Here is a 23,908-nt window from a genome sequence, read left to right as displayed (position 1 = left end):
ATGGAAACCATACTTGACTTGCTAGTTGTTATTAGTCCGTTAATCTTTGTTGTTGGACTAATCATGATGTTCAAACAGATTGAATTAGAAATAAAAAACGAAGAAAAGTTTTTTAAAGGAGTGTTAGTTTTAGGGATTGCAATAATGACTATATTTTTCAGTACTATGTTTTAAAAGGAAGCTTGCTATGACTTTAAAAGATTTGGATACTAAACTTCAACAAGAAGCAAAAGCTAGTGAAAAAAGAATTCTGATAGCTTTAGGTGTTATTTTTAGCGTCATAACTATTAAGTTTGTATTTGGCTTAGTTGCTGCTGGTCTTTTGCTGTTGTCGTTTTTAGCAGTACTTGCTTATATTCATCATCGAAAGCATAAGAAATGGCTAGAAGCTGATATAAAAGCGATAGCTGCACAGCGGAAAGCTGAGCAACATAATAACTAGTGGCTGTTGTCATTATCTTTAAAAGTTATCTACTTTTAAAAAATTATTTTTATTAATTTCAACCATTTTTGAGAGGAGGTGAACCATGTCTGACAAAAAAGATTTAAGAAAGCGTGTGGTGAGAAATCGTCACATTAAAGAAAGTGTGCAACGTCATAATCAGTTATCAGCTAAGAAAGCTCAAAACGCTGCTAAAAAGGAGCATCATGAAGCTAAGATTAAGGTGAAACATGCTAGAGCATCTTTAAGGAGAGCTGAGAAAGGCATTGATAAAGATGTTGACGGTGAAAAGATTGTTGACGACCTAGAGAAAGCATTAGCTGAAAAGAAAGCTACCAAGAAAATCAAAAAGAAAGTCAGAAAGACTAATCCAACCATTGGTCAGAAAGCTAGACGAACTGGTAAGAATATAGCTTTAAATGCTAGTCATCAGATTAAAACTACTGCAATGGACCAGGATGATACCTTGTCCGATTTACAAAATTTACAATATCGAACAAGACAGTCAAAAGCAGTTGCTAAACAAGCTGGTAAAGTGACTTGGCGAGGTGCTAAACTAGCCTATCGAAAAAGTAAAGGCATGGTTAAAGTTAGTCGAGGAGCTTATAAAAGCACCAAAGCAGGAACTAAGTTTGCAACTAAAACAACAGCAAAAGCTGCTACAAAAGTAGCACAAGCAACTGCTTCAGCTGTAAAAACGGCAGCAAGTGCAGCAGCAACGTTATTAGCTAACCCCATTACATGGATTGTCAGTGCTGTTCTTGCTTTTATCTTGTTTTTGGTAATCATTGTATCCTCAATTTTTTCAAGTAATGTTATTCAACAAAATGATTTTACACTTAATCAATCCTGGCTTCATATTTCACAAGTTGACCGCCAAAAATCATCTGACCAAGTTGAATATTACACGGATATTGATTCTATCTTGCTTTACATGAACTTTCGCTATGGTGGTGAATGGGAACCAGATGCTAACTGGGATGATGGGACAGGTGGTAAATTAACAGGTGCCCTTGGTTTTAATCATTTTTCAGATGCGCTGGATGATATTTGGAAAGAAGAAAATAGCGATATTGATAACCTAAAAACTATGGCTGAGCTTTATACTAACGGTAAAGCCTGGATGAAACTAGATAAAGCTGATTTAGCTGATTATAAAGAAATTCTTGAGAGTCAATCCGAAACAGGAAAATACTTAGCTACTCAAGAATTGATTAATCCTTTTTATTCTGCGGATGATGCCAAAAGCGATACAGATTATCTAACTGTTTCAAAGCGATATGGATATACGTCTAAAGATAAAATTGATCCAACGACAACGCTTCAGGCTCAATCAGGTCAAAAGCTTTATGCAGTCATGGATGGTAAGGTTACGGTTACAACAAAAGATTTAAAAGGTAACGAAACGAAAACAACTAACTTAATTATTTCAGATAGTGATGCACGTTTCATTTATTATGGTGTTTCAGCTATTCGAGTTAAGACAGGTGATAAAGTTGAAGCAGGAGCCGAGCTTGGAACCGTTTCTGGTGGTTCACAAAAGATTGCCTATGCCAAAAACTATGGTGAAGTCGATGCTAAAGATTCTCAGTGGTTGCAAGACATAAAAAATAAAGATGTTTCATATGGTTATACGGAGCAGACAAAGAAAAATAAGACAAACGTTTGGGTGTTAGTTAATCCTGGTTTTTATTTCCCGTTTGTTAAGTACGCTCAAACAACTGTCATTATGCGAACATCATCTGAATTGAGTGGACGTGCTAAACAATTTTATGACTTAATGAAGAAGTTTTATCCAAGTGCTACTGATAATGGAATTGCTGCTGTTGTTGGTAATTTTGCCGTTGAGTCATCCATTACCCCAAAACGAGCCGAAGGTGATTATCTTAGCCCACCCATCGGAGCATCTGATGGGTGCTGGGATGATGCAAATTGGTTGAATATGGGTGGTACAGCAATCTACGGTGGTGGTTATCCTAATATCCTTCATCGTGGGATCGGACTTGGTCAATGGACGGATACCACCGATGGCGGTACTCGTCATACTATGCTAATCAATTATGCAAATTCTATTGGTAAAAAATGGTATGAGCTAGAAACACAAATTCGCTTTATGTTAGAAGGTGATTCACCTTATTATCAAAACATTTTAAAAAGTGTGTTAAGTTCTAATTCTGATACAGATAGTCTAACCAGAACCTTCTTAACAAAGTGGGAAGGTATCAACAATGGTACACTTTCTCAACGTCAAAGCTATGCTAAACAAACATTGTCTTGGTTCCACCAATCAATCGCAGGTGGTGGAACAATGGCTTCCTCTTGGAATTTCCCTGAGGAGTATCGGGACAAAATTAAGAGCATGCCAACAGGTGTCAGCATGACAACACAACCTGGTAATGGTTATCCTGCAGGTCAATGTACTTGGTATGCTTATAATCGTCTGGTTGAACTAGGTGAAATTACGGATTTATCAGGAAGTTATGGTCACCTTGGTGATGGTAAAAGCTGGGTAGGAAATCTTGTCGCCAAAGGTTGGAAATTTAGTACAATGCCAACGGCAGGAGCTGTTTGTTCAACGGCTGGTGGCTTTGATAGCACCTATCCTCAGTATGGACACGTTATGATTGTTGAAGCGGTCAATGCTGATGGTAGCTTTTTGGTATCTGAATGTAATTATGCAGGTAATCAAAGTCAAATTCACTGGCGTGTTTGTCGTAACGCTCCATACTACACGTTTGCAACACCTTAATAGTAACAGAAAGGAAAGATAATGATAGATGAATTTAAAGTGACCTTTTTTAAACGTGTCATGATGATTGTAGGTATTATCGTTATCTTTCTCATTGGTTTAGGATTTGGATCAATGGGAAAGAAAACAGATAATCAATCTTCAAGTCACACAACTTCAGTGAAGAAAACTAAAGAAGGTCAGCAGTTAACCGAAAGCTGGGTTAAGCAATTTTTAATCGCTTATTACACTAAAAAAGATTTAGAAGAAAATCGTAATCGCTACAAAGAATATATGACTGATGGCATGTTTAATGCTGCTGTATCTGAGGAAGAAACAGCACAAAATCAAGCTTATAAAGGCTTTGTTGTCAATTTTGAATTTAAAGATGCTCAAATTTATATTGATAAAACCAATGATAAAGTTATTTGTTATGTTAATTATACAAACGATTTGCTTCAGAAAAAGAATTCAACAGAAGGTGCCCAACTGAGTGTAGATAATAATACTATTATCCAGTTAACTTACAATGAAATTAATGGGAAATACTTAGTAAATAACATGAGTACACTTTTGATTACAGATTCTCAAAATCCGACAGCTTCACAAGATTCTTATGGAGATGTTGTTGCAAGTAATGATGAATAGGAGAATAAAACGATGTTGAACCAAAGTATTATTACAGGACATCTAACAAAAGATACCGAGCTAAGAAAAGTGACTGACCGTTCTGTGGTCTCTTTTACGCTTGCTTCAAGTAGAGATTATAAAACAGAAGAGGGGGCTTACCCAGCAGACTTTATTGATTGTGTTTTGTGGGGAGCACCAGCTGAGAGTTTCCATACGTTAACAGCTAAAGGCGATACTCTTCAGGTTACAGGGCGTTTGCAGACTAGAACTTATAAAGATAAAAAAGAGGTAACTCATAAAGTTACCGAAGTCCAAGTTGATAAATGGTATATTGTTGCCGTTAATCAAAATCAAGGTGACTATCCTGTTAAAGAAAAAACTATTGTTAACGATAGTTTAGATAATTTATCACTATAGAAGGAGAACTAGACAATGAATGAAACGACTTTTGAAACAAATAATCACACTGCTAAATCAGCACGCCGTCAAAAATCAACAAGTGATCGCTTAAAAGACAAATTGAAACAACTCAATAAAGCAAAAGCATCTCTTGAAGCGGCTCAAAAGAAAATTAAACAACTGGAAGCCGATATTAAAGAACTTGAAGCCAAACGTCAACAAGAAATTCTTAAAGAATATGGCATGAGTTTATCGGACTTAGAAGCCTTTTTAGCTGATAACAAGGACAAACTTGGGGGTGATGCGTAATGTTTCGCATTACAAGATTAAGTACAGGTCAACAGCGCGATTTTCAAAATCGAGAAGAGTTAGAATTTTTCTTGGAAGGTGAAGAAAATCGTTGCTTGCAGCTAAATACAACAGCCACTTTTCAACTTTTTCATCTTGATAAAAATGAAGAGCTGCTAGAGTCAATGGAACTCACTATTCCATCTTCTGGGGAACAAGACGTTAAAGAGCTTTTAGGTGACTTTGGACTAAAAAAGGATAAGAAATTCTTCTTCAGACGTGGGACTAAGCAAGAAAAAACTCAAAGAGTTCAAAAGAAAAAACATGAATTATCAACCGCAAACGAAAATATGAGCAAATCAAAGCCATCTGTTAAAGCAACTCCCAAGTCTTCTAATCGTTTTTGGGTAATGATAGCTTTGTTACTCTCAATTTTTAGTTTAGCGACTTCTCTTACTAATCATTACAGTAGGTATCAAAAAGAGGAGAATAAAACACAACAGACTACCATTAATCAAGGAGCTGATGTTTTTTGTCGCTATTTCATCAGTAATTATTTTGCAAACTCATCAGCTCGTGAGGATTTTATTTCTAATTCGCTTGATTTAAAACAGTTTGATACTGACAAAGCAACAACAGTTAGTGTTTTGTTAGAAAAAGAAGTGATGACTAAAAAAGTAACGACTTTAACTTATGTTATTAATTGTCGCTATGACGATAATTCAACCGCTAACAAACGTTTGACACTAACCGTAAAACAAAACAAAGAAGCTAAATATGGCTATTTAGTCTCAAAAGCTCCTAAACTAACTGCTTATCCATAACATAAAGGGGGAGAAAGATGGATCAAGAACAAATTTTTGATAGAGGTGCACGTGTCACTCTTGAGACAGGTAAACAGTTATTTCAATTTTTAGCTTATGCGGCACAACAGCTGTACAAAACTTATGATGAACACAAACAGATTGGAGAACAGTCTTTTAAAAACTTCAATCTGTCATCTTTGACGAAAGATCATATTGTTTTTTTAGAAGCGGATGTTAACCTTAGAAAGTTTACGGATGAGCTTAAAAAATCAGGTGTTCGCTTTGCTTTTAAAGATTTGGGTGACGGTACGAAACAAGTTTGGTTTGAAGCACCTAACAGGGAAGTTATTGCGGATGCTTTGAGACATACTCTTAATGAAATCGTTAATGACCCTAAAAAAGCTAAAGAAAAGTACATGAAATCAGAACAAGAGTTAACTCCAAAAGAACAGATTAACAAAATCAAGAAAGCAACTAAGGAAAAACTTGATACTGTCAAAACTAAGAAGAAAGGAAAGAGTATCTGATGAAACTTCAAAAGAAACCTCTTATTCCTTATCTGATTATTAGTCTATTTTTAGCTTTTTTGACTCACAGGGCTTATGTGTTATATAGCATTGCTCCTAAACCTGATATGAGCAATTTATTTAGTCAATATACCTATGTCCTGGAAAAATATGTTGAACAACCATACTTTTATCCTAACTTCAGTCCAATTGCTATTTTAGCTGCAATGGTTGGTTTCTTTATTGGGATGATGTTTTATTTAAAAATAAAACCTGATGAAACTCTTCGTCATGGTGAAGAAGCAGGTTCAGCAAAGTTTGCGTTTGCTCAAGAGATTGCTGGCTTTAAAGATCCAGAGCCAACAAACAATATGATTTTCACAAAGAATGCCCAAATGGGATTGTTTAATAAGAATCTTCCGTTTCAATGGCAATTGAATAAAAATGTTCTTGTTGTTGGGCTTCCTGGTGATGGTAAAACATTTACTTATGTTAAACCTAACCTTATGCAAATGAATTCAAGCTTTATTGTTACCGACCCCAAAGGACTTTTAGTTCGTGAAACTGGTAAGATGCTTGAGGAACATGGTTACCAGGTTAAAGTATTTGACCTGGTTAACCTCACTAAATCAGATATGTTCAATCCTTTTCACTACATGAAATCAGAACTAGATATTGACCGTATCACAGAAGCAATCGTTGAAGGAAGTAAAAAAGGTGATCGTGAAGGTGAAGATTTCTGGAATCAAGCAAAACTTCTTCTTAATCGTGCATTGATTGGTTATCTCTATTTTGATAGTCAGGTTCAAAATTACACCCCTAACCTATCAATGGTCTCTGAATTACTTCGTAACATGAAACGTCCAAATGAAAAAGAACCAAGTCCAGTTGAAAAGATGTTTGCAAATCTTGAAAAAGCCATGCCTGGAAATTATGCTTGTCGACAATGGGACTTATTTAACAGTAACTTTGAAGCTGACACAAGAACCAGTGTTCTTGCGATTGTTGCTACACAATATTCTATCTTCGATCACCAAGCTGTCACTAATTTGATTATGGCTGACACTATGGAGATGGATACTTGGAACACTGAAAAAACAGCCGTTTTTGTTGCCATTTCAGAAACTAATACAGCTTACAGTTTCCTAGCATCTACTTTGTTTACAGTCATGTTTGACCAATTAACACACAACGCTGATGCTATTATTCAAGGAAAGAAAGATGGTTACACAGCTGATGATTTGGTGCATGTTCAATTTATTTTTGATGAATTTGCGAACATTGGTAAAATACCTCATTTTAACGAAGTTTTAGCATCTATTCGCAGTCGTGAAATGTCCGTAAAAATCATCATTCAAGCCATTAGTCAGCTTGATACGATTTATGGTGATAAAGCACGAAAATCAATGGTTAATAACTGTGCAACCTTGCTATTCTTAGGGACTAATGACGAAGATACTATGCGTTACTTCTCAATGCGTGCTGGTAAACAAACCATTACACAAAAAAGCTATTCTGAACAACGTGGTCAACGTGTATCAGGATCTACAAGTACACAAGCTCATCAGCGTGACTTGATGACACCTGATGAAATTGCACGTATAGGTGTTGATGAAGCATTAGTATTTATCTCAAAACAAAATGTTTTCCGAGATAAAAAGGCTATGGTGACAGACCACCCTATGAAAGATGAATTATCTGACAATCCGAATGATGGGAAATGGTATAACTACATTCGTTTCATGGTTGAAGATCCAGAACTTTTTAATAATGCACGTGATGGAAAAATTGACCCTAAAAATATCTGGTATCCAGATATGAAAGGTTATGATCAGTTTGTTAAAGATAATGATATTGATACTTCAAAACTAACTGAAGTTGAAGTAGCACAAGCTGATGAAGTAAACATGCAAGGCACAGAAGAGCCTGTTTATGAACAAGTACCCATTCAATTGCCTGAAATGAGCGTAGAAAGCCAATCTCAGACACAAGAAAGTGAAATCAAAGCAGTGGATTTTGAGACTGGTGAAATCTTTGAACTCCCACCAGAAGATGAAGAAGATGGTGAGTATTATGGTGAAGTTTAGCCTGTAATAAAGTATAATAGTTTCAGGAGGTTTATATGGCTACATCAAAACAAAGTCCATTCTTTAAAACACTTGGAATTTCAGAGGATGAATTGTTACATTATCTAAAGGAACATCCAGATGATCCTTTGGTTACTAAACTTGAACAGTTACTATTAAATTTATCAGACTAAAAATAAGCTACATCGTTAAACGGTGTAGCTTTTGTTTTTGTAAAATCGTGTGACTTATTTAAAATATATAAGGAGATTATAATGAAATTATTTAAAAATAAAGCTCATGGTGACTATAAGACAGAGGAATATAATGATTTTCAAAACCTCATTGGTAGTGGTTATGTAAGACAAGCTAACTTTGATGACATGTATCTTCAATATACTCCTGAACAACTGGAAGAATTGATTGTTTCTTTAAAAGAGACGATTCAGTTCTTAGAATACCAAAAAGCCCTGTCTTCTGCTTTTGGTGAAGAGCAAATGCAAGAAGTGCAACATCTTCTAAAAAACAAAAAAGAAGGTCCTTTTTCCTAACGAGGAGGCTCTGGAACGTTATTTAGTTAACCTGTTTGAAGATTATAATTTCAAGCAAAATCAACGCATCCATAAAGGGTTTGGCCAATGTGCTGACACACTTGAAAGCTTATTTGATTAACATTCTTCAACTCTACTTGAGTGTTTACACATAATTATTGACAGTATCCTAAATAATTTTTAGTCTATTTTATCATTTATTTTCTTAATAAAAAATATTTTATAACTATGATAGAAATAATAGAAAGGAGAGTGATTTTATTGAAATATCTACTTTTAGCAGAAAAGCCTGACCAGGCTAAAAAGTATGCGAACGCTTTAGGAAACCCTAAAAACGATAAAGGTGTTTGGCGTGTTCAATCATCTGTATTGAATGCTGAAGTGATTGTTGCACCTGCCGTTGGTCACTTAGTTGAACGAATTAATCCATATACAAACTTTGAAAATTGGGAGATGGCGAATCTTCCTGCTTTACCTGAAGGCTTTTCTTATGAGCCTAAAAAAGATACTATTAAACGCTTTAAGGCTATCAAAAAAGCGGTTAAGGAAGTAGATGCCATAATCATTGGTACTGATCCTGACCGTGAAGGAGAAGCCATTGCTTATCGTATTTTAGAATTAATTCCAGGAGCCCTAAGAAAGATTAAATATCGCTTATGGGCAAACTCTTTAACAAAGAAAGGTTTAGAACAAGCCTTCTCAAGTCTTAAAAATCCAAAGGATTCAGTTAACTACTTTCATGAAGCAGATGCAAGAGGTGATGCAGACTGGCTGGTTGGGTTTAATTTAAGTCCTTTCGTAACCATTAAAATGAAAGAAGAAGGGTATTTAGACAAGAAAGACCATTCTATGTCTGTTGGACGAGTTCAAACACCTATTGTTAGTCTAATCGTTAGAAATGATGAAGCCATTGAAAATTTTAAACCGAGTCCTTATTGGCAGCTAAAACTGATTGATCCTGAAGCCAAAGTTACATTTGGCAACGATATTAAATATCAATCAAAAGCTGAAGCAGAACAGATGCTACAACAGTTAGCTAATATAGCAGTTGTCAAAACGGTTACGAGTGAAGAAAAAGTGCAAGAAGCACCTAAGCTTTATAATTTAACTAATTTTCAATCAGAAATGAGTAAGCTATATCATTTTGATGCCACTAAAACGAAAGAATTGGTTCAAAGCCTTTATCAAAAAGGCTATCTTTCTTACCCACGTACTGATTCAACCTTGATTACAACCAATGAATTTGCTTATCTTGTTGAACATATTGAAGACTATCAAAAGGCAATCAATAAACAATTAGAAACACCTAATCGCTCGCCAAGAAAAGCTTATGTGAATGATAAGAAAGTGTTAGAACACTATGCTATTATTCCAACTGAAACTATTCCTGATTTGAGTGAGCTAAGCGATGATGAAAAGCTTATTTATCAGAAGGTAGTCTTTAGGACTTTGTTGATGTTTACCCCTGACTATCGCTATCAATCAACCAGTGTTATTCTCGATAATCATGGGCTTGAATTTAAAGCAACTGGTGCTGTAACTAAGGATAAGGGATGGCGAAACTATTTAGCCGTAAAAAAAGAAGATAAAGAGTTACCCAATTACCAGGAAGGGCAAACTATCACTGTTGAATGCAAACTCTTAGAGGAAATGACAAAGCCACCGACACGAATTACTGAACAAATTTTATTGAAGAAATTGTTACCTAAATACAATTTAGGGACGTCTGCAACTCGTGATGGGATGATTGATTTAATTCAGGACAAAGGTTATGTCACTAAGAATAAGAAAACAGGACAGTTTTTCCCGACAGAACGAGGAAAGCTACTTATTCATTATCTTGACCAATTAGAGATTGCTTATACTAATCCTGAAACAACAGGAAAATGGGAAGAAGTATTAGCTCAAATCGGACAAGGAAAAATTCAAAAAGAAGCCTTCGTTGACAAAATCAAATGGGCTATCACTAAACAAATTGAAAAAGGAAAACAAATTTAAACGCCACTATCTCATGTAAATAGTGGCGTTTTTTGGAAGGAGAAAAACATGGCAAATATGCAAGAATTACTTTCTCAACGCTTTGAAGCTCGAAAACAAAAATTAGTTAGTATGGATATTGTGGCGGTGGCTGAATCCTTAGGAATGAAGCTAAAACCAGGTTCAAGCGGAACTTATTATTGGGAAGAACATGATAGCTTCCATATTTATCCTAATACTAATACATTTCGTTGGTGGTCAAGAAGTATTGGATCAAATACTATTGACTTGGTTCAAGTGGTAAGAGAAGAATTAACAGGTCAAAAACCAAGCTTTAAGGAAGCTGCAGCTTTTCTTGAAACTGGTCAATTTGAGAATGTAACGGTACAACCACCTGTTAAAGAGCCATTTGAGTATTATCTAGAACGCTATGAACATTCTGATTTTAATATTGGAAAACAATATTTGAAAGAAGAACGTGGTTTGTCTGATGAAACGATTGATACATTTTTAGCATCAGGAAATTTAGCGACAGCTACTCGTAAAAAAGGTGATTATTTTGAACCTGTTATTGTTTTTAAAAGCCGTGATAACGATGGAAAAATGATTGGTGCTAGCCTTCAAGGAATTGTTGAAAATCGTGTTCAGCACCCCGAACGTGGACGTCTTAAACAAATGATGAAGAACTCAGATGGGACTGCAGGCTTTAGCTTAGATATTGGAAATCCAAAACGTTTAGTCTTTGCGGAAGCTCCAATCGATCTGATGTCTTACTACGAACTACACAAAGACGAGTTACAAGATGTTAAACTTGTGGCTATGGATGGACTTAAAAAGAGCGTTATTAGCCGCTATGTCGCTGATATGCTAACAGATGGTAAATACTCTCAAACCATGTCAACTGAGCAAATTAGAGGGGCTTTAGATGCCTTAAATAAGACAACAAACATTTTACAAGAGCAACCAGATATGATTACCTTAGCGGTTGATAATGATGAAGCAGGTCAAAGCTTTATTAAAGGCTTACAAGATGATGGTATCCCTGTGGTACCAGATTTACCACCACGTCAGGCTAATCAAGAGAAAATGGATTGGAATGATTATCTTAAACAGGAAACTAAGACTAAAGAAAGTACTGTTGATGAGACTTGGAATATTGATGATATTCAAGAACAACTGTCTCAAGAAAGTGATTTAGTTGGCACTCAAGCGGTTGATGTTGTTTATATGAATGAGGTTTATTTAAACCAGGGCTATAGTCTTTCATTAGCTATTCATAGCAATGAAGAGGTAGAAAATCTAACAGACGTTGCAGCACCTTGGACGCTTGAAGTCATGAGGAATGGTCAATCACTTGGTTATTTGGCTTATGGTGAAGATTGGGGCAATGACTTTGATATTGAAGATGAGTTAGGTAATCTTGAAACTTGGGTTAAGGATAATCAAGTCACAAATCATTTATACACTCAAAAAGACGTCAATGCGTTTTTAGCTACCACACAAGCAGTTGAACCCCAAAAAGGTGAGTTCGTTCTTAAAGGTGGAGGTATTTATGATTTTGGAGAAAGTCAAAAAGAAGGAGAAGAATTACGTCAACGTGCACTTGATGGGATGATTGCAGATATTACTGATGGCGAAACTTACTATTTATGGCACGATGAAGAACTAGAAAACCTAAACGCACCTGATGAAGCGTTTATCAATTTTCACTATCATTTAAAAGATATTGAATATAATCAAAATGATATTTATCTTTATGTTGAAGAGTCATCTGCTGATGGTGTTACAGGATATCTTTCACTCGATGGTAATCCAATTGATGCTGATAGTATTGAAGATTATTTAGCTGATCAAGATTGGACGTTTGACCAAAAAGTACTATTTTTGAAGAATTTAAAAGCTGCCGTTGATGAAACTTGGGACAAGGTCATTGACCACTATGATGACCAATTTGAAGCTATTGTTGCTCAATATGGGCTATCTAATGAAAAAGAAAAATCTCCTGAAGAACTTCAAGAGACAGAAATTGTTAATTTTGAGCAACAAAAAAAGGTTGAGAACCCAATCGGGGATTTACCTGAGCAAAGTCAGGAGGCAGCACCTCTACCTAGTACTCACAAGGAGCACTCTTTGAATGAGTCGTCACCGACTCAAACTCAGTCTCAACCTTTGCTTCATTTTACCATTTCAGAGCCTGAAAAGTCAATTTATAAGACTGGTTATCATCCTGTTAATAAGAAAGAATTAAATAAATTAAACCGTTATGCAACTCAAATTCAAGAAAGTGCTACGTGGTATAAAAAAGAGTTAGCTGATAGCAATGTCACATATTTTTATAAAAATAATAATGAAATTGAAGCTTTAAAAGTAACTTTTAAAGCAGAACAGTATCCGCACTTGATTGGCTTTTTTGCTATTGATGAAGAGCAATCTGCAGCTAAGACTCTAGATGATTTGGTATCTGGTCAAGGTGATTATCAAAACATTATGGTTGCAAATAAGGGTGCTACATTCAGCAAAATTCAAGTCTTACCTGATTTTAAAGCAGTAATTGACTCTAATAGTTTTATATTTGACGATTTATCAGATGTTGAACGTATGCACCGATTGGACTTAGGTAAAGCTATTCGTACTGAAGACAAGGATGTTTTGATTGCTTTTAGAAATGTTGATGGTGAGTATCTTCCAGCTTCATTAATGAAAGTTACTAATAAGCTAGAATCTGAATTGTCGATGGCAAATAACAAAGATGTTTTAGGTATCATTGGTGAGAAAGATGGAGAATTTAAAATCTTATCTGTTAATGAAGAAGTTATCAAAGATGGTGGTGAAAAAATGTTATCAATTGTTAAAAATGGACAACTTGAAGACTTATCAAATACAGTCCCAAAAGCTGAATGGGTTATTGAATTTAATGAAACTAATTTATCAGGTAATGTAGAAATTCCTAGTTTTACAGGTGCAGGTCTGACAGAAGAATTACTTGAACGCATTAAAGATTATGATTATCGTTTGTATCTAGCAAGTTTAAATGGTGAAGGTGAAGGCTATTATAAATTCTACTTTAATAAAATTCAAGATAATAAAGTAGTACAACAAGAACGTCTTGATATAGGTGATGGTTTGGAAAGAAATGAAGAAATTTACAAATTCCTTGAACAAGAGCTAGCACCTGAAAAAGCTGTTAAGGTAGCTGAAAGAGAATTGACAGCTGAAGATTTTTCAAAAGTCTTAGATGCCGTCTACAATGTTGGTGCACGAGTCGGAAAAGACAACAGAAAAAACATTTCAGAAAACTTATATCCTGCTTGGGACAAATACTTTGAATATGCTGAAAGATATGACAATAATTTTGATGTTATTGTTAAGGCAGCACGAGCAGATAATCTTCTAGATGAAAATTCAGATTTTTATAAAGAAGTATGGGTCAACAAGATACAAGAAGAAAATCAAAAAGTGCAGGATTCTGACGGTGATGGTCTAACAGATGATGAAGAAATTGCATTAGGTACTAATCCATACAGTCCAGATACAGATGGAGATGGTATTTTAGATAGCGTTGAAAAAGCTAGTGGTACGGATGCCACTAATCCATCAGATACGCCAGACAGTCGAAAAGAAGAAATGAATAAACGTGACTTAACATTATCAGAAATGATTAAAGCCAAAAATACAGCAGCACTTAATCAACATTTACAGGAAGGTATTAAAGATTATTTTGATAGTGACAACTATAAGAACTATCTTGAAGGGATGTCACACTTCAACAATTATTCAGCAAGAAACATTAGGTTAATAAAAGCTCAATTACCTAAAGCTAGTATGGTTGCCTCTTTTAATGAGTGGAAGAAGCGAAACGGTCATGTTAATAAAGGTGAAAAAGCTCTTTATGTTCAAGCACCAATCACAGTAATTAAAAAAGATGTTGATGGCAACCCTATTATTAATTCTGAAACGGGAGAAAAAGAAACTATTACCTACTTTAAACCTGTTCCTGTTTTTGATATTAGTCAAGTATCACCTGTAAAAGGTAAAGAATTGAATTTACCTAAAATGGGTGAAGTCATTCCTAGCCAAATTACTAAAGAGTATTATCAAAATGTTTACCGCTCATTAAGGGATATTTCTCAAAAAGAAAATGGTATTCCAATTCGTTTTAGAGAACTTGAAAAATCAGATGGTTCTTACAGTCCTAAAACAAATGAAATCACAATTAAAAAAGGGATGACTTACGAACAAACTCTTTCAACCCTAATTCATGAAATGGCACATTCTGAATTACACAATAAGAAGAGTTTAACGGAACGTTTTGAAGGTAAATTGACACGTTCTTCAAAAGAATTACAAGCTGAGTCAATTGCTTATGTTGTATCTAATCATTTAGGTTTTGATACAAGTAATGACTCATTTGCCTATCTTGCTTCTTGGTCACAAGAACCAGATGGACTAGAAAATCTAAAAGCACAGCTTGAAATTGTTCAAGAAGAAGCAAGTTCTCTTATGAAACGTATTGATAAGTATTTAGAAAAATATCAAAGCCTAACAGTTTCAAAAGATGAAAAACTAACTGAAAGTCAAAAACGAGAATTATCCAAAGCAGCAAACCCATTTTATCAAAGTTTGCAAAAAGCTAAAGAGGAAAGCAAACAGGTAACGCCTGACAATGAAGAACAATCAAAAAAAGTCAATCGACCTACCAAGCAATAACGCAGCGTAGGTCGCATAAAAAAGGACTAACTTTAAAAGTAGAAGGAGAGACAAGTTATGGTAACAGAAGAAATGATGATGACAACTGAAACATTATTGATGAGTTATTATTTTGACATGAGCGAATGGCTCAAAGGAAACAAAATTGTTAACATTGATATTATCCAAAAATCAAAAGACGAGTTATTGGATATGTTAAAATCTGATTTTGAAGAATTGTCTACAGAAGATAACAATGATTATCTTGATGAGCTTTCAGTTAGCATTGCTACACTGGAAGAATTATCGGAAGACAATTATCAAAAGATAAAAACAGAAGTTTTTTCTTGGGAACCAAGCCAAAAAAACGAAAAATGACATAAGAGGGAATGCTGACAATTTTCAAATTGTCAGTTTTTCTATTGTTGCATTTTACCAAAATGCAATTATCAAAAATTGTCATTTTTGAAAAATGCACGAAGTGCCAAAAAGGGGATTGGGGATTTCCCCAAAGTGTAAAAAGTCAAAAGTCTGTTTGTGGGGTTGCCCTACAAATAGGCTTTTTTGCTTTTTATTTTCGTAAGTGGGGTACCACTTGCTAATCTTGCCGGTATGAAAGTTCACCTTGAGTACCGGGGATAGGAAACTATAATAATCATCATAGTTTTTAGAAAGGAAACAGGACATGGCAGACAAAAAACGAAAACGTTCAGTTGAATTTAAGTTAAGAGCTACCGAAGCTGGAGCTAGTAAAATTCGTCAACGCTTTTCTCATGCCAATAAAAAAACGTTTCAAGCATATGCTTTAGAGATGTTGCAAAATGGAAAAATAGTAACCTATGATTATTCAGAATTACAGAAGTTACGAATTGAAGTTAATCGTATTGGTCAAAACGTCAATCAGTTAGTTCGTTATGCTAACACTTTTGATGAGATTGATAATGAACTTTTTAAAGCTTTACAAGCTGAAATTGATGATATGAAGGAATTACTTTTTGATGAATTTAAAACGAAAGGACATGCGAAATTAAATGGTAGTGACGAAGGTTCTTCAGATTAAACACACTAATAAATTAAAACAAGCAATTGATTATATTACACGTGACAGTGCAACCTTAAAATTAGATACAGAACATTTAGAGGGTGATGAAAATTATTCTTTTGAAATTGTCAATGGTCAAGTGATGAAACGATTAATATCTGGTCATGATTTGACAGATATATCTGATCCGCAAACGATTTATGAAGATTTTATTTTATTGAAAGAGTCAGTTGATGTTTTATACAATAATGATACCTTATCAGATTTAAAAAATGATAAACGTGTTTTAGCGCACCATATCATCCAATCGTTTTCACCAGAAGATGGCTTAACTCCAGAAGAAGTTAACGAGATTGGACGAAAAACCGCTTTAGAGTTAACTGGTGGTGATTATCAATTTGTTGTTGCAACGCACATGGATAAAGGACACTTACATAACCATATCATTTTTAATACAACTAACGAAGTGACTTTGAAAAAGTTTCGTTGGCAAAAAAATACAGCTCGCAACTTATTTCAAATTTCAAATAAGTATGCTGAGCTATATGGCGCAAAAGTTTTAGAACCAAGGCTTAGAAACTCTCACACTGAATATGCTGCATGGAGACGAAAAAATAATTATCGCTTTGAGATTAAAGAACGGTTGAACTTTTTGTTAAAGCACTCGTTAGATATGAATGACTTTTTACAAAAAGCAAAAGCTTTAAACTTGCAAATTGATACGAGTGGTAAGTACGTTAAATATATGTTACTGGATCAACCACAAGAGCGTTTTGTTCGTGATCGTACATTATCTAAAAAAGGTAAGTTCTCACTTGAAAAAATCAAAGAACAAATTGCGACAAATGAAGTTGTTTATAATTTAAACGTCATAAAGGAAAAATATGATGAAGAACAGGAAAGTAAACAAGATGATTTTGAGTTACAAATCACAATTGAACCTTGGCAAGTGCAGCAACTTACCAGTCAATCTATTTATGTTCCAATTACTTTTGGATTAGATAGAAAAGGTACAGTCTCTATTTCTGCAAGAATGCTTGACCAAAATGAAGATGGAACATTTACAGCTTTTGTTAAAAAGAATGATTTCTTTTACTTTTTGAATGCTGACCATTCTGAACAAAATCGTTTTATTAACGGAACAACTTTAATCAAGCAACTATCTGCTCAAAATGGTGAAATGATTTTGACTAAAAACAAAAATATTACAAATTTAGATAGATTAGTTGATGAATTTAACTTTTTGGCAATTAACAAAGTTACCAATTCAAAACAATTTGAAGAATTACAAAATCAATTTTTGGAACAATTGGATGAAACCGATAAGACTTTAGAGTTCTTGGATGAAAAGATGACTTATCTTAATAAACTTATGGGTGCTTTATCAGATTATCAAAATAATATAGTTCCTTCAGAAGTAAGTCTTGAACTTCTTGAAAAAGGTAAAATTGATAAGAATACAAAACTAGAAGAATTACAAAAAGAAATTAAAGAGCTTCAGATTGAACGTGACATACTCAAAAAGCACAGAGATAAAATTGTAAAAGATTATGACTTTGCAAAAGAGATGAAAGAAGAGCGTGAGGAAATGGCACATAAAAATAGTAAGAAATTATGATGCTTACTTCAGGAAAAAGGTTATAATATATAAATATGAAAAACAAAAAAATTATTATACTTGTAAGTGTTATCTTAGTTGTTATTGTTCCTATCTTTATCAATCTTTCCTTTAAAGTGTATTTAGCTCCATTATTTATTGCTGAGTGGGGAGCAGGTGACTTACTTTCTTATTATGGTTCATTGTTAGGTGGTATTATTACCTTGGTTGGTGTTGTTATGACTCTGAATTATCAGACTAAACAATCAGAAGCGGATGACGCAATTAAATATAAACCAATCATAAAACTTGCTTCAGTAGAGAATGAATATTCCGATTTTATTGTAAATCGAGAATTAAGTGTTCGTTTTCCAGTATGGTATTTTAATGATGATCCTTTAAGAGGGCAAAAAGAAAGAATTTTTGAAGAACAAATGAAATGTATGACTTCTTTTCATGTACTTTTTAAAAATAAGGGAAGAGGAGAAGCAGTTGATGTCTCACTGGATAGTGTAAAAATCGAAGAAGTAAGCTGGGATGATGATAGCAAACTTTATATTGCTTCAAATCTGCCATTGTCTATGGGAGATATTTTGGTTGATGAAAAAGCAGATGTCATCATCAATTTTCCTAATTATTTGTTTTTAAAAGATGAAAATACTAGTCAAAATCTTATTCGGATAGAATTAAAGCTATCTTATAATGATATGTTTCGAAGAAATAAAAAAGAGCTTGGTGTGCTTCTAGATTTTCAAGTTCTTGGAGAAACATTAGCGCCAGCTCCATATCCGTACAAGGATGGATTTTCATATTATTTTGTAAGAATTGGTTTTGTGAGTGCATTGCATTTGTAAAACAAAAAGGACATTTAAGTATACCTTATTGTCCTTTTTGTTTTACCTTGATTTTAAAGGATTCTCGAATAGGACAGTAGAGTTAGGCAAAATAGAGGAGAAAAAATGGCGAAAATCGGTTATGCAAGGGTCAGTTCAGCTGACCAAAATTTAGATAGGCAGTTAAAACAATTAAATAACGTTGAAAAGATTTTTAAAGAGTCTATCAGTGGAGCAAGTAGAGAGCGTCCTCAGTTGATTGCAATGCTGGATTATATTCGTGATGGTGATATAGTCGTTGTAACTGAATTGGAGCGACTAGGAAGAAATAACAAAGAATTAACCGAAGTTATGGATGAGATAAAATTAAAAGGTGCAACCTTGGAAGTTCTTAATCTCCCCACCCTTAGAGGGATTGAAGATGATAATCTAAGACGTCTATTAAATAATTTGATATTGGAATTATATAAGTATCAGGCGCAAGCTGAAAGAGAACGTATTAAAGAGCGTCAGGCACAAGGAATTGCCATTGCAAAAGCCCAGGGTAAATATAAGGGACGTAGGGCACTGTTTTCAGCTGATGACAGCAGATTGCAGCATGCTTTTGGCTTGTTTCTTTCAGGAAAATCAGATAGAGATGTTGCAGAACTGACGGGGATTAATGAGCGAACGTTTAGACGTTATCGAAAAAAATATGGTATTCATAGATAGTATAGAAACATTATATATAATGATGTTTACAAACATATTTACAATTATATATATAAATATATTTACAAATATATATAAAAATGCTATAATATATTTAGAAAATGAAACGAGGTGTAATAAATGACAAGAACACAAATAAAGTTTGAGGTAGTAGGTTCAATGAATTTAGAGGATTTACAAAGCTTGCTAAAATCTATTTCAAGACGATATCAATTAATTCATTTGTATTTAGCTGATTTTAATCAAAGAACTAACGATTGTGAAATAACACTTGTCATTTCCTCGCAAGATAATAACGTTAAAAATTTTAGTGACTTACAAGACTTATTAAGACAATGTCTAAAAGGTACAAGCGAATTAGATCAAATTGAAGATGATTTTGATAATCAAAATATTAAAACACTTCAAGAAGCTTGGAAAATAATTATCAATGATTTAGCAGAAAATATCATTGAATGGATTGAAGAAGAATTTGAAGGAGAATAAAAAATGAAAATTATTACATTTGCAGCTATTAAAGGCGGTGTAGGAAAAACAACTTTAGCATATAATTATGCTGAATGGTTAGCTGAGCAAAACTATCAGGTACTTTTAATTGATTTAGATCATCAATGTAATCTAACTCAAACGTATGATGTTTTTGAAAGTGAGGGGACTGTTGCTAATATCTTTAAACGAAAAGGTGACGTTGCTATTCATCATCTTAAAGATAATATTGATTTAATCCCAGGGTATATCCGCTTAGATAGTCTTGAGAAAGAACTTGAAACTAAAAATTAAAAAGATATGTTGCTTTACATGTGGTTAGAAGACAATTATGAGCCTAAAAATCTTGGTAAATATGACTTTATTTTAATTGATTGTCATCCTGATTTTTCAACGGCAACACGTAATGCTGTCGTAGTAAGTCACGCTGTTTTAAGTCCTGTTGTTCCGTCAAAATTTGGCTATTCAGCAACATTCAATATTCAAGAACGTCTTGAAGAATTTAAAGCTGAAACATTCGATTTTAAAACTCGCAAAAGTTATGTTACAGCTGATTTATACTTTTTAGGAAATATGATCAAGCACAATACCAATTCTTCAAGAGAACTTGTAGAACAGCTTCAAGGCAATGATAATGTTCTATCAACTATTCCTTATAGAGAGTTGTTCAATCGCTCAACATTAGATAAAGTGTCTCTTTCAGAGATGAAGGAAGATAAAGTACTATATCAAAAACATAAAAAATTCTTTGATAGTATTAACTGTACATTCAAAACAATTACTGATAAAATAGCAATGTAAATATATTTATATTGGTGTATATAATTATATTGAGTATAGAGGAGAAAAATATGGCATTTGATAATAACCAAGACAAAATTAGCAATCTTTTAAAATCAACTGACAACACAACTAAACATAACACTAATTCAAATTTTGAGTTTGAAAGAACTAAACAATTTATGTTTTCGTTACAACCATCTGTACGAGAAAAAATTACACAAATTGCTCATAATCGTGGTTATCGATCTGCATCATCATTTCTAAATGATTATTTTAAAAACTTCGAGTTATAAATATTGTTATATTTATAATTATATATAAAATGATATAGATAGTTATAAATATATTTACACATATATTTATATTGAATGTTATAAATATGAATATACTGCCCATTAAAGGAGAATAATCATGGATTTAATTACAAGACTTAAAGTTGAACGAGATGGCAGGGTTCATGGTGGCATTTATGATATTACTCAGAAGCATTTTGCTTATAATTCAAATAAAATTGAAGGCAATCGTCTAACTGAAGAGCAAACTAGTTTCATTTATGAAACAAAAACAATCGCAAATATTGGTGGAACAGGCATCAAAATTGATGATTTGGTTGAAACTAACAATCATTTTAAATGTTTTGACTATATCATTAATACAGTTGATGAGCAGCTAACAGAAGACTATGTTAAAAAACTACATAGCATTTTAAAAGCTGGAACAAGTTCAGAATATAATGAATATGCACCAGTTGGGCGTTATAAGGTGTTTGAAAATGAAGTAGGGCAGATTGCCACAGCGGCTGTTGACCAAGTTGAAGAAACTGACCTAGTCAAGCATTTTTGTAACACTAGTGTATAAAAATGCTTGACTAGGTCATGGGTTAGTTAAGTTGCGAGGAAAATTTATGAAGAAAAAAATTTTTATTTCTTATGCTTGGGAAGAAAATAGTGAAAAAGATAAAAAAGTAAAAATGTTTACCCAATGGTTAGCGGTTTATTTAAAAAAATGGGATTTTGAAGTACTTCTTGATGTATATGAGAATCATCCCGGAACAAAATTAGATTCATTCATGTTAGAGGGAGTCAATACTTCAAGATTTGTATTATGTATTTGTACAGAAACATATACTAAAAAGATGACAAAAATCGGTACAGGTGTAAATACTGAGTTCACACTATTACAAGAAAATGCCGACAGCAAATTTATTATTCCAATTATAGAAAAAGGTAAATTTGTCAATTTACCATCATTTTTTCGTGGTAAATTTGTTAGTGAGTTAAATTTTTCTGAGCCATATTCTCAAGATAATAGAAACAATATTTTTGAACTTATTAGTACATTAAGAGATGAAGCACTATCAGTAAAGGGTGTAGAGCCAAAAAAGAGAATAGAAAATTATTATAATAATGTAGAAAAATTCAAGTTATTAGCTGATACAATAGATTTGATGAATTTTGAATGTCAACCAGAAGGGATAGTTTCATTTCAATATTTATTAAATGAAGGAGATTTTGAGATAGGTTTACCACCAATGAATTTTACGACCCATTGGTCTACTAGTGGGGTACAAAATATACATTCTTATAATAAAGTCCAGAAGACATTTCGTATTCATAACTTTACACTTTTTGAAAAAGTCAGAAAGACCTCTGATATTCCAGTTGATGACCTATTTCATTTTAAGTGGTCTACAACTCTTGAGATCGGTGATGGTATTGTGTGGGTGAATAAAAACAATTTTGTTGCTATTGGTAAAATTCTGAATATAGACATGAATAGTAAGGATGAAGTAAAAAGCAAGGTAACTCTTCAATATCGAATATTAAATCCCATTAATATTACTGATGATTTCATTCAAAGTAAAAACAACTAATAAAATAATAAAGTGATTGTCTCGTAGATTTTGTTATTAAACAGCTTAATTTGTATAGGTTTAGTGCGTTTTATAATTCATATATATAAGTTTAACTAGCGATACATTGACCTGATATAATTAAGTTGTAACACCTGTGTATAGTTTGGTAAAATACATACATAATCCAAGGAGATGTTACAATGACAAATAATCGTTACGAGCCTGAGCTCAAACAAAAGGTTCTTCGCCTCTATCTGGAAGAGGGACGAACCAAGAAAAGCCTGACCGAAGAATATAATCTTGGACAAGGCACGCTGACATACTGGTTACAGCAATACCGCAAAGAATGCGATAACAGCCCAACAAAACGGGAAGAATCTGATTCATACGAAGTTGCAAAAAAGCTACGCAAAGAAATTGAAGAACTCAAAAAGGAAAATGATTTTTAAAAAAAAGCGGCAGCATTCTTTGCGAAGGAAATCGATTAGCTCAGTACCAGTTCATCCAGAAATATCAACAGACATTTGGGGTCAGATGGCTTCTTAGAAGAATGAACATCTGTTCAAATGCTTACTATAATTATCTTAAAAACAAAAAACATGCTTATCGTCAGGAAAAGGCAGAGATTCAACGTAAAATTGTTGAAATCTACCACCGCGAAAATGGAGTTCCTGGATACCGAATGATGAACGATTATCTTAAGGGTATCGGAAGCATTCGTTCAGATCTGACAATACATCATTTTATGAATGAATTGGGCTTACGTTCCATCACACGTCGAAAGAAACCAAACTATGTAAAAGGAACTGCCAATAAAATCTTTCCAAACCTTCTGAATAGGGAATTTGATGTAAAAGAACCCAATAAAATATGGTGTACTGATTTTACATATTTAACTCGTCCAGATGGAACAATGCGTTACAATTGCACGATTATAGACCTTTGCGGTCGTGAAGTGGTTGCATCATTAAACAGCAGTCATATCGATACTGAGTTGGCAAAGGAAACCTTGAAAATCGCACTAGAACGTCGAAAACCAGCAAAAGGAATTATCCTGCATTCTGATCAAGGGCGTCAATTTACCGCAAAAGAATTCAATAAATTTTGTGATAAAAACTATGTCCAACAAAGTATGAGCAAAGCAGGCTGTCCATATGACAATGCCGTTATGGAAAGATTCTACAATACGCTCAAACACGAATTCTATTATCTCTACAAGTTTGATTCAAATGACATTCTTGACCAAAAGCTCTATGAATTTGTTTATGGGAAATATAATCACGTAAGACCACATCGTGCAAACGGTGGACTTACACCTTATGCTGCACGATGTCGTGCAGCGTAAGAAATTTTATACACTAGTGTTACAAAAATGCTTGACTAGGTCAATGAATTAATAAAAAGAAGAATGGCTAATCATCACTTTAAAAATTTTAATACTTATGATGGTATTTTTAATAATTACCTTCAGTCCAGAATTTACTTTAGGTGATTTAATTGATTTTTGAGGAGCTTTTTGAGG

22 protein-coding genes and 3 pseudogenes are annotated in these 23,908 nt (G+C 33.7%); all 25 read left to right on the top strand.

Annotated features, from left to right (window positions below; translation table 11 throughout):
- Positions 1-174: a hypothetical protein gene (locus tag SMA_RS11500; RefSeq protein ID WP_158309482.1), complete on the top strand. Its 174-nt coding sequence runs from the start codon at positions 1-3 to the stop codon at positions 172-174.
- Between the two features lie 13 nt (positions 175-187).
- Entirely contained in the window at positions 188-442 is a 255-nt protein-coding gene (locus SMA_RS09720) for a hypothetical protein (RefSeq protein ID WP_014295373.1), read from the top strand.
- Between the two features lie 85 nt (positions 443-527).
- Positions 528-3,191: a phage tail tip lysozyme gene (locus SMA_RS09715; RefSeq protein ID WP_014295372.1), complete on the top strand. Its 2,664-nt coding sequence runs from the start codon at positions 528-530 to the stop codon at positions 3,189-3,191.
- Positions 3,192-3,212: 21 nt separating this feature from the next.
- Positions 3,213-3,818: a hypothetical protein gene (locus SMA_RS09710; RefSeq protein WP_014295371.1), complete on the top strand. Its 606-nt coding sequence runs from the start codon at positions 3,213-3,215 to the stop codon at positions 3,816-3,818.
- Positions 3,819-3,830: 12 nt separating this feature from the next.
- Positions 3,831-4,217 (top strand): single-stranded DNA-binding protein, encoded by a 387-nt coding sequence (locus SMA_RS09705; protein WP_014295370.1) that lies wholly within the window; start codon positions 3,831-3,833, stop codon positions 4,215-4,217.
- A 15-nt stretch (positions 4,218-4,232) separates the two neighbouring features.
- Positions 4,233-4,508 carry a hypothetical protein gene (locus SMA_RS09700; RefSeq protein ID WP_014295369.1) on the top strand — a complete coding sequence of 92 codons (276 nt, stop codon included), beginning with the start codon at positions 4,233-4,235 and terminating at the stop codon, positions 4,506-4,508.
- On the top strand, positions 4,508-5,311 hold the full coding sequence (locus tag SMA_RS09695) for a hypothetical protein (protein WP_014295368.1): 804 nt from the start codon (positions 4,508-4,510) through the stop codon (positions 5,309-5,311). Before SMA_RS09700 ends, SMA_RS09695 begins: the two co-directional genes overlap by 1 nt.
- Before the next feature lie 17 nt (positions 5,312-5,328).
- A complete protein-coding gene (locus tag SMA_RS09690) occupies positions 5,329-5,820 on the top strand; it encodes a DUF3801 domain-containing protein (RefSeq protein ID WP_014295367.1) in 492 nt (163 codons plus the stop codon).
- Positions 5,820-7,886: a VirD4-like conjugal transfer protein, CD1115 family gene (locus SMA_RS09685; RefSeq protein WP_014295366.1), complete on the top strand. Its 2,067-nt coding sequence runs from the start codon at positions 5,820-5,822 to the stop codon at positions 7,884-7,886. Before SMA_RS09690 ends, SMA_RS09685 begins: the two co-directional genes overlap by 1 nt.
- A 35-nt stretch (positions 7,887-7,921) precedes the next feature.
- Positions 7,922-8,059, top strand: coding sequence for a hypothetical protein (locus SMA_RS11615; RefSeq protein WP_014295365.1), 138 nt, complete (start codon positions 7,922-7,924; stop codon positions 8,057-8,059).
- Between the two features lie 81 nt (positions 8,060-8,140).
- Positions 8,141-8,416 (top strand): hypothetical protein, encoded by a 276-nt coding sequence (locus SMA_RS12415; protein ID WP_014295364.1) that lies wholly within the window; start codon positions 8,141-8,143, stop codon positions 8,414-8,416.
- A pseudogene (locus SMA_RS11440) lies at positions 8,388-8,537 on the top strand (IS256 family transposase); the annotation flags it as partial. The gene SMA_RS12415 and the pseudogene SMA_RS11440, both read left to right, overlap by 29 nt.
- 140 nt (positions 8,538-8,677) lie before the next feature.
- Positions 8,678-10,414: a DNA topoisomerase gene (locus tag SMA_RS09675; RefSeq protein WP_014295363.1), complete on the top strand. Its 1,737-nt coding sequence runs from the start codon at positions 8,678-8,680 to the stop codon at positions 10,412-10,414.
- A 48-nt stretch (positions 10,415-10,462) separates the two neighbouring features.
- Positions 10,463-15,100 carry a PBECR4 domain-containing protein gene (locus SMA_RS09670; RefSeq protein WP_014295362.1) on the top strand — a complete coding sequence of 1,546 codons (4,638 nt, stop codon included), beginning with the start codon at positions 10,463-10,465 and terminating at the stop codon, positions 15,098-15,100.
- Between the two features lie 57 nt (positions 15,101-15,157).
- Positions 15,158-15,457 carry a hypothetical protein gene (locus SMA_RS09665; protein WP_014295361.1) on the top strand — a complete coding sequence of 100 codons (300 nt, stop codon included), beginning with the start codon at positions 15,158-15,160 and terminating at the stop codon, positions 15,455-15,457.
- Positions 15,458-15,764: 307 nt separating this feature from the next.
- Positions 15,765-16,139 (top strand): plasmid mobilization protein, encoded by a 375-nt coding sequence (locus SMA_RS09655; RefSeq protein WP_014295359.1) that lies wholly within the window; start codon positions 15,765-15,767, stop codon positions 16,137-16,139.
- Positions 16,111-17,739, top strand: a complete 1,629-nt coding sequence (locus SMA_RS09650; protein WP_014295358.1) for a helical hairpin domain-containing protein — start codon at positions 16,111-16,113, stop codon at positions 17,737-17,739. Before SMA_RS09655 ends, SMA_RS09650 begins: the two co-directional genes overlap by 29 nt.
- 35 nt (positions 17,740-17,774) lie before the next feature.
- Positions 17,775-18,572, top strand: a complete 798-nt coding sequence (locus SMA_RS09645) for a hypothetical protein (protein ID WP_000791270.1) — start codon at positions 17,775-17,777, stop codon at positions 18,570-18,572.
- 105 nt (positions 18,573-18,677) lie between these two features.
- Complete coding sequence (locus SMA_RS09640; RefSeq protein ID WP_006531808.1) at positions 18,678-19,262, top strand: recombinase family protein; 585 nt, start codon at positions 18,678-18,680, stop codon at positions 19,260-19,262.
- A gap of 120 nt (positions 19,263-19,382) precedes the next feature.
- Entirely contained in the window at positions 19,383-19,748 is a 366-nt protein-coding gene (locus SMA_RS09635; protein ID WP_006531809.1) for a hypothetical protein, read from the top strand.
- A 3-nt stretch (positions 19,749-19,751) separates the two neighbouring features.
- Positions 19,752-20,549, top strand: a pseudogene (locus SMA_RS09630) (ParA family protein).
- A gap of 50 nt (positions 20,550-20,599) precedes the next feature.
- Positions 20,600-20,824 (top strand): hypothetical protein, encoded by a 225-nt coding sequence (locus tag SMA_RS09625; protein WP_014295357.1) that lies wholly within the window; start codon positions 20,600-20,602, stop codon positions 20,822-20,824.
- 118 nt (positions 20,825-20,942) lie between these two features.
- A pseudogene (locus SMA_RS09620) lies at positions 20,943-21,350 on the top strand (hypothetical protein); the annotation flags it as partial.
- An 85-nt stretch (positions 21,351-21,435) separates the two neighbouring features.
- A complete protein-coding gene (locus tag SMA_RS09615; protein WP_006531813.1) occupies positions 21,436-22,404 on the top strand; it encodes a toll/interleukin-1 receptor domain-containing protein in 969 nt (322 codons plus the stop codon).
- A 182-nt stretch (positions 22,405-22,586) separates the two neighbouring features.
- Positions 22,587-23,731 (top strand): IS3 family transposase gene (locus tag SMA_RS11205; protein ID WP_093529230.1). Its coding sequence is split into 2 segments (ribosomal slippage): positions 22,587-22,833 and positions 22,833-23,731, totalling 1,146 coding nucleotides; the frame shifts between segments, so codons are not numbered across the junction.
- Positions 23,732-23,908: the final 177 nt, after the last annotated feature.

It is taken from the genome of Streptococcus macedonicus ACA-DC 198 (assembly GCA_000283635.1).
GTDB lineage: Bacteria > Bacillota > Bacilli > Lactobacillales > Streptococcaceae > Streptococcus > Streptococcus macedonicus.
The sequence above is the reverse complement of the archived record's forward strand: the minus strand, read 5'-3'. Positions and strand labels throughout refer to the sequence as shown.

Bases quoted from the DNA above. Each gene is read 5' to 3' on its own strand.
- SMA_RS11500 (WP_158309482.1), top strand. From the start codon at position 1: ATGGAAACCATACTTGACTTGCTAGTTGTTATTAGTCCGTTAATCTTT.
- SMA_RS09720 (WP_014295373.1), top strand. From the start codon at position 188: ATGACTTTAAAAGATTTGGATACTAAACTTCAACAAGAAGCAAAAGCT.
- SMA_RS09715 (WP_014295372.1), top strand. From the start codon at position 528: ATGTCTGACAAAAAAGATTTAAGAAAGCGTGTGGTGAGAAATCGTCAC.
- SMA_RS09710 (WP_014295371.1), top strand. From the start codon at position 3,213: ATGATAGATGAATTTAAAGTGACCTTTTTTAAACGTGTCATGATGATT.
- SMA_RS09705 (WP_014295370.1), top strand. From the start codon at position 3,831: ATGTTGAACCAAAGTATTATTACAGGACATCTAACAAAAGATACCGAG.
- SMA_RS09700 (WP_014295369.1), top strand. From the start codon at position 4,233: ATGAATGAAACGACTTTTGAAACAAATAATCACACTGCTAAATCAGCA.
- SMA_RS09695 (WP_014295368.1), top strand. From the start codon at position 4,508: ATGTTTCGCATTACAAGATTAAGTACAGGTCAACAGCGCGATTTTCAA.
- SMA_RS09690 (WP_014295367.1), top strand. From the start codon at position 5,329: ATGGATCAAGAACAAATTTTTGATAGAGGTGCACGTGTCACTCTTGAG.
- SMA_RS09685 (WP_014295366.1), top strand. From the start codon at position 5,820: ATGAAACTTCAAAAGAAACCTCTTATTCCTTATCTGATTATTAGTCTA.
- SMA_RS11615 (WP_014295365.1), top strand. From the start codon at position 7,922: ATGGCTACATCAAAACAAAGTCCATTCTTTAAAACACTTGGAATTTCA.
- SMA_RS12415 (WP_014295364.1), top strand. From the start codon at position 8,141: ATGAAATTATTTAAAAATAAAGCTCATGGTGACTATAAGACAGAGGAA.
- SMA_RS09670 (WP_014295362.1), top strand. From the start codon at position 10,463: ATGGCAAATATGCAAGAATTACTTTCTCAACGCTTTGAAGCTCGAAAA.
- SMA_RS09665 (WP_014295361.1), top strand. From the start codon at position 15,158: ATGGTAACAGAAGAAATGATGATGACAACTGAAACATTATTGATGAGT.
- SMA_RS09655 (WP_014295359.1), top strand. From the start codon at position 15,765: ATGGCAGACAAAAAACGAAAACGTTCAGTTGAATTTAAGTTAAGAGCT.
- SMA_RS09650 (WP_014295358.1), top strand. From the start codon at position 16,111: ATGGTAGTGACGAAGGTTCTTCAGATTAAACACACTAATAAATTAAAA.
- SMA_RS09645 (WP_000791270.1), top strand. From the start codon at position 17,775: ATGAAAAACAAAAAAATTATTATACTTGTAAGTGTTATCTTAGTTGTT.
- SMA_RS09640 (WP_006531808.1), top strand. From the start codon at position 18,678: ATGGCGAAAATCGGTTATGCAAGGGTCAGTTCAGCTGACCAAAATTTA.
- SMA_RS09635 (WP_006531809.1), top strand. From the start codon at position 19,383: ATGACAAGAACACAAATAAAGTTTGAGGTAGTAGGTTCAATGAATTTA.
- SMA_RS09625 (WP_014295357.1), top strand. From the start codon at position 20,600: ATGGCATTTGATAATAACCAAGACAAAATTAGCAATCTTTTAAAATCA.
- SMA_RS09615 (WP_006531813.1), top strand. From the start codon at position 21,436: ATGAAGAAAAAAATTTTTATTTCTTATGCTTGGGAAGAAAATAGTGAA.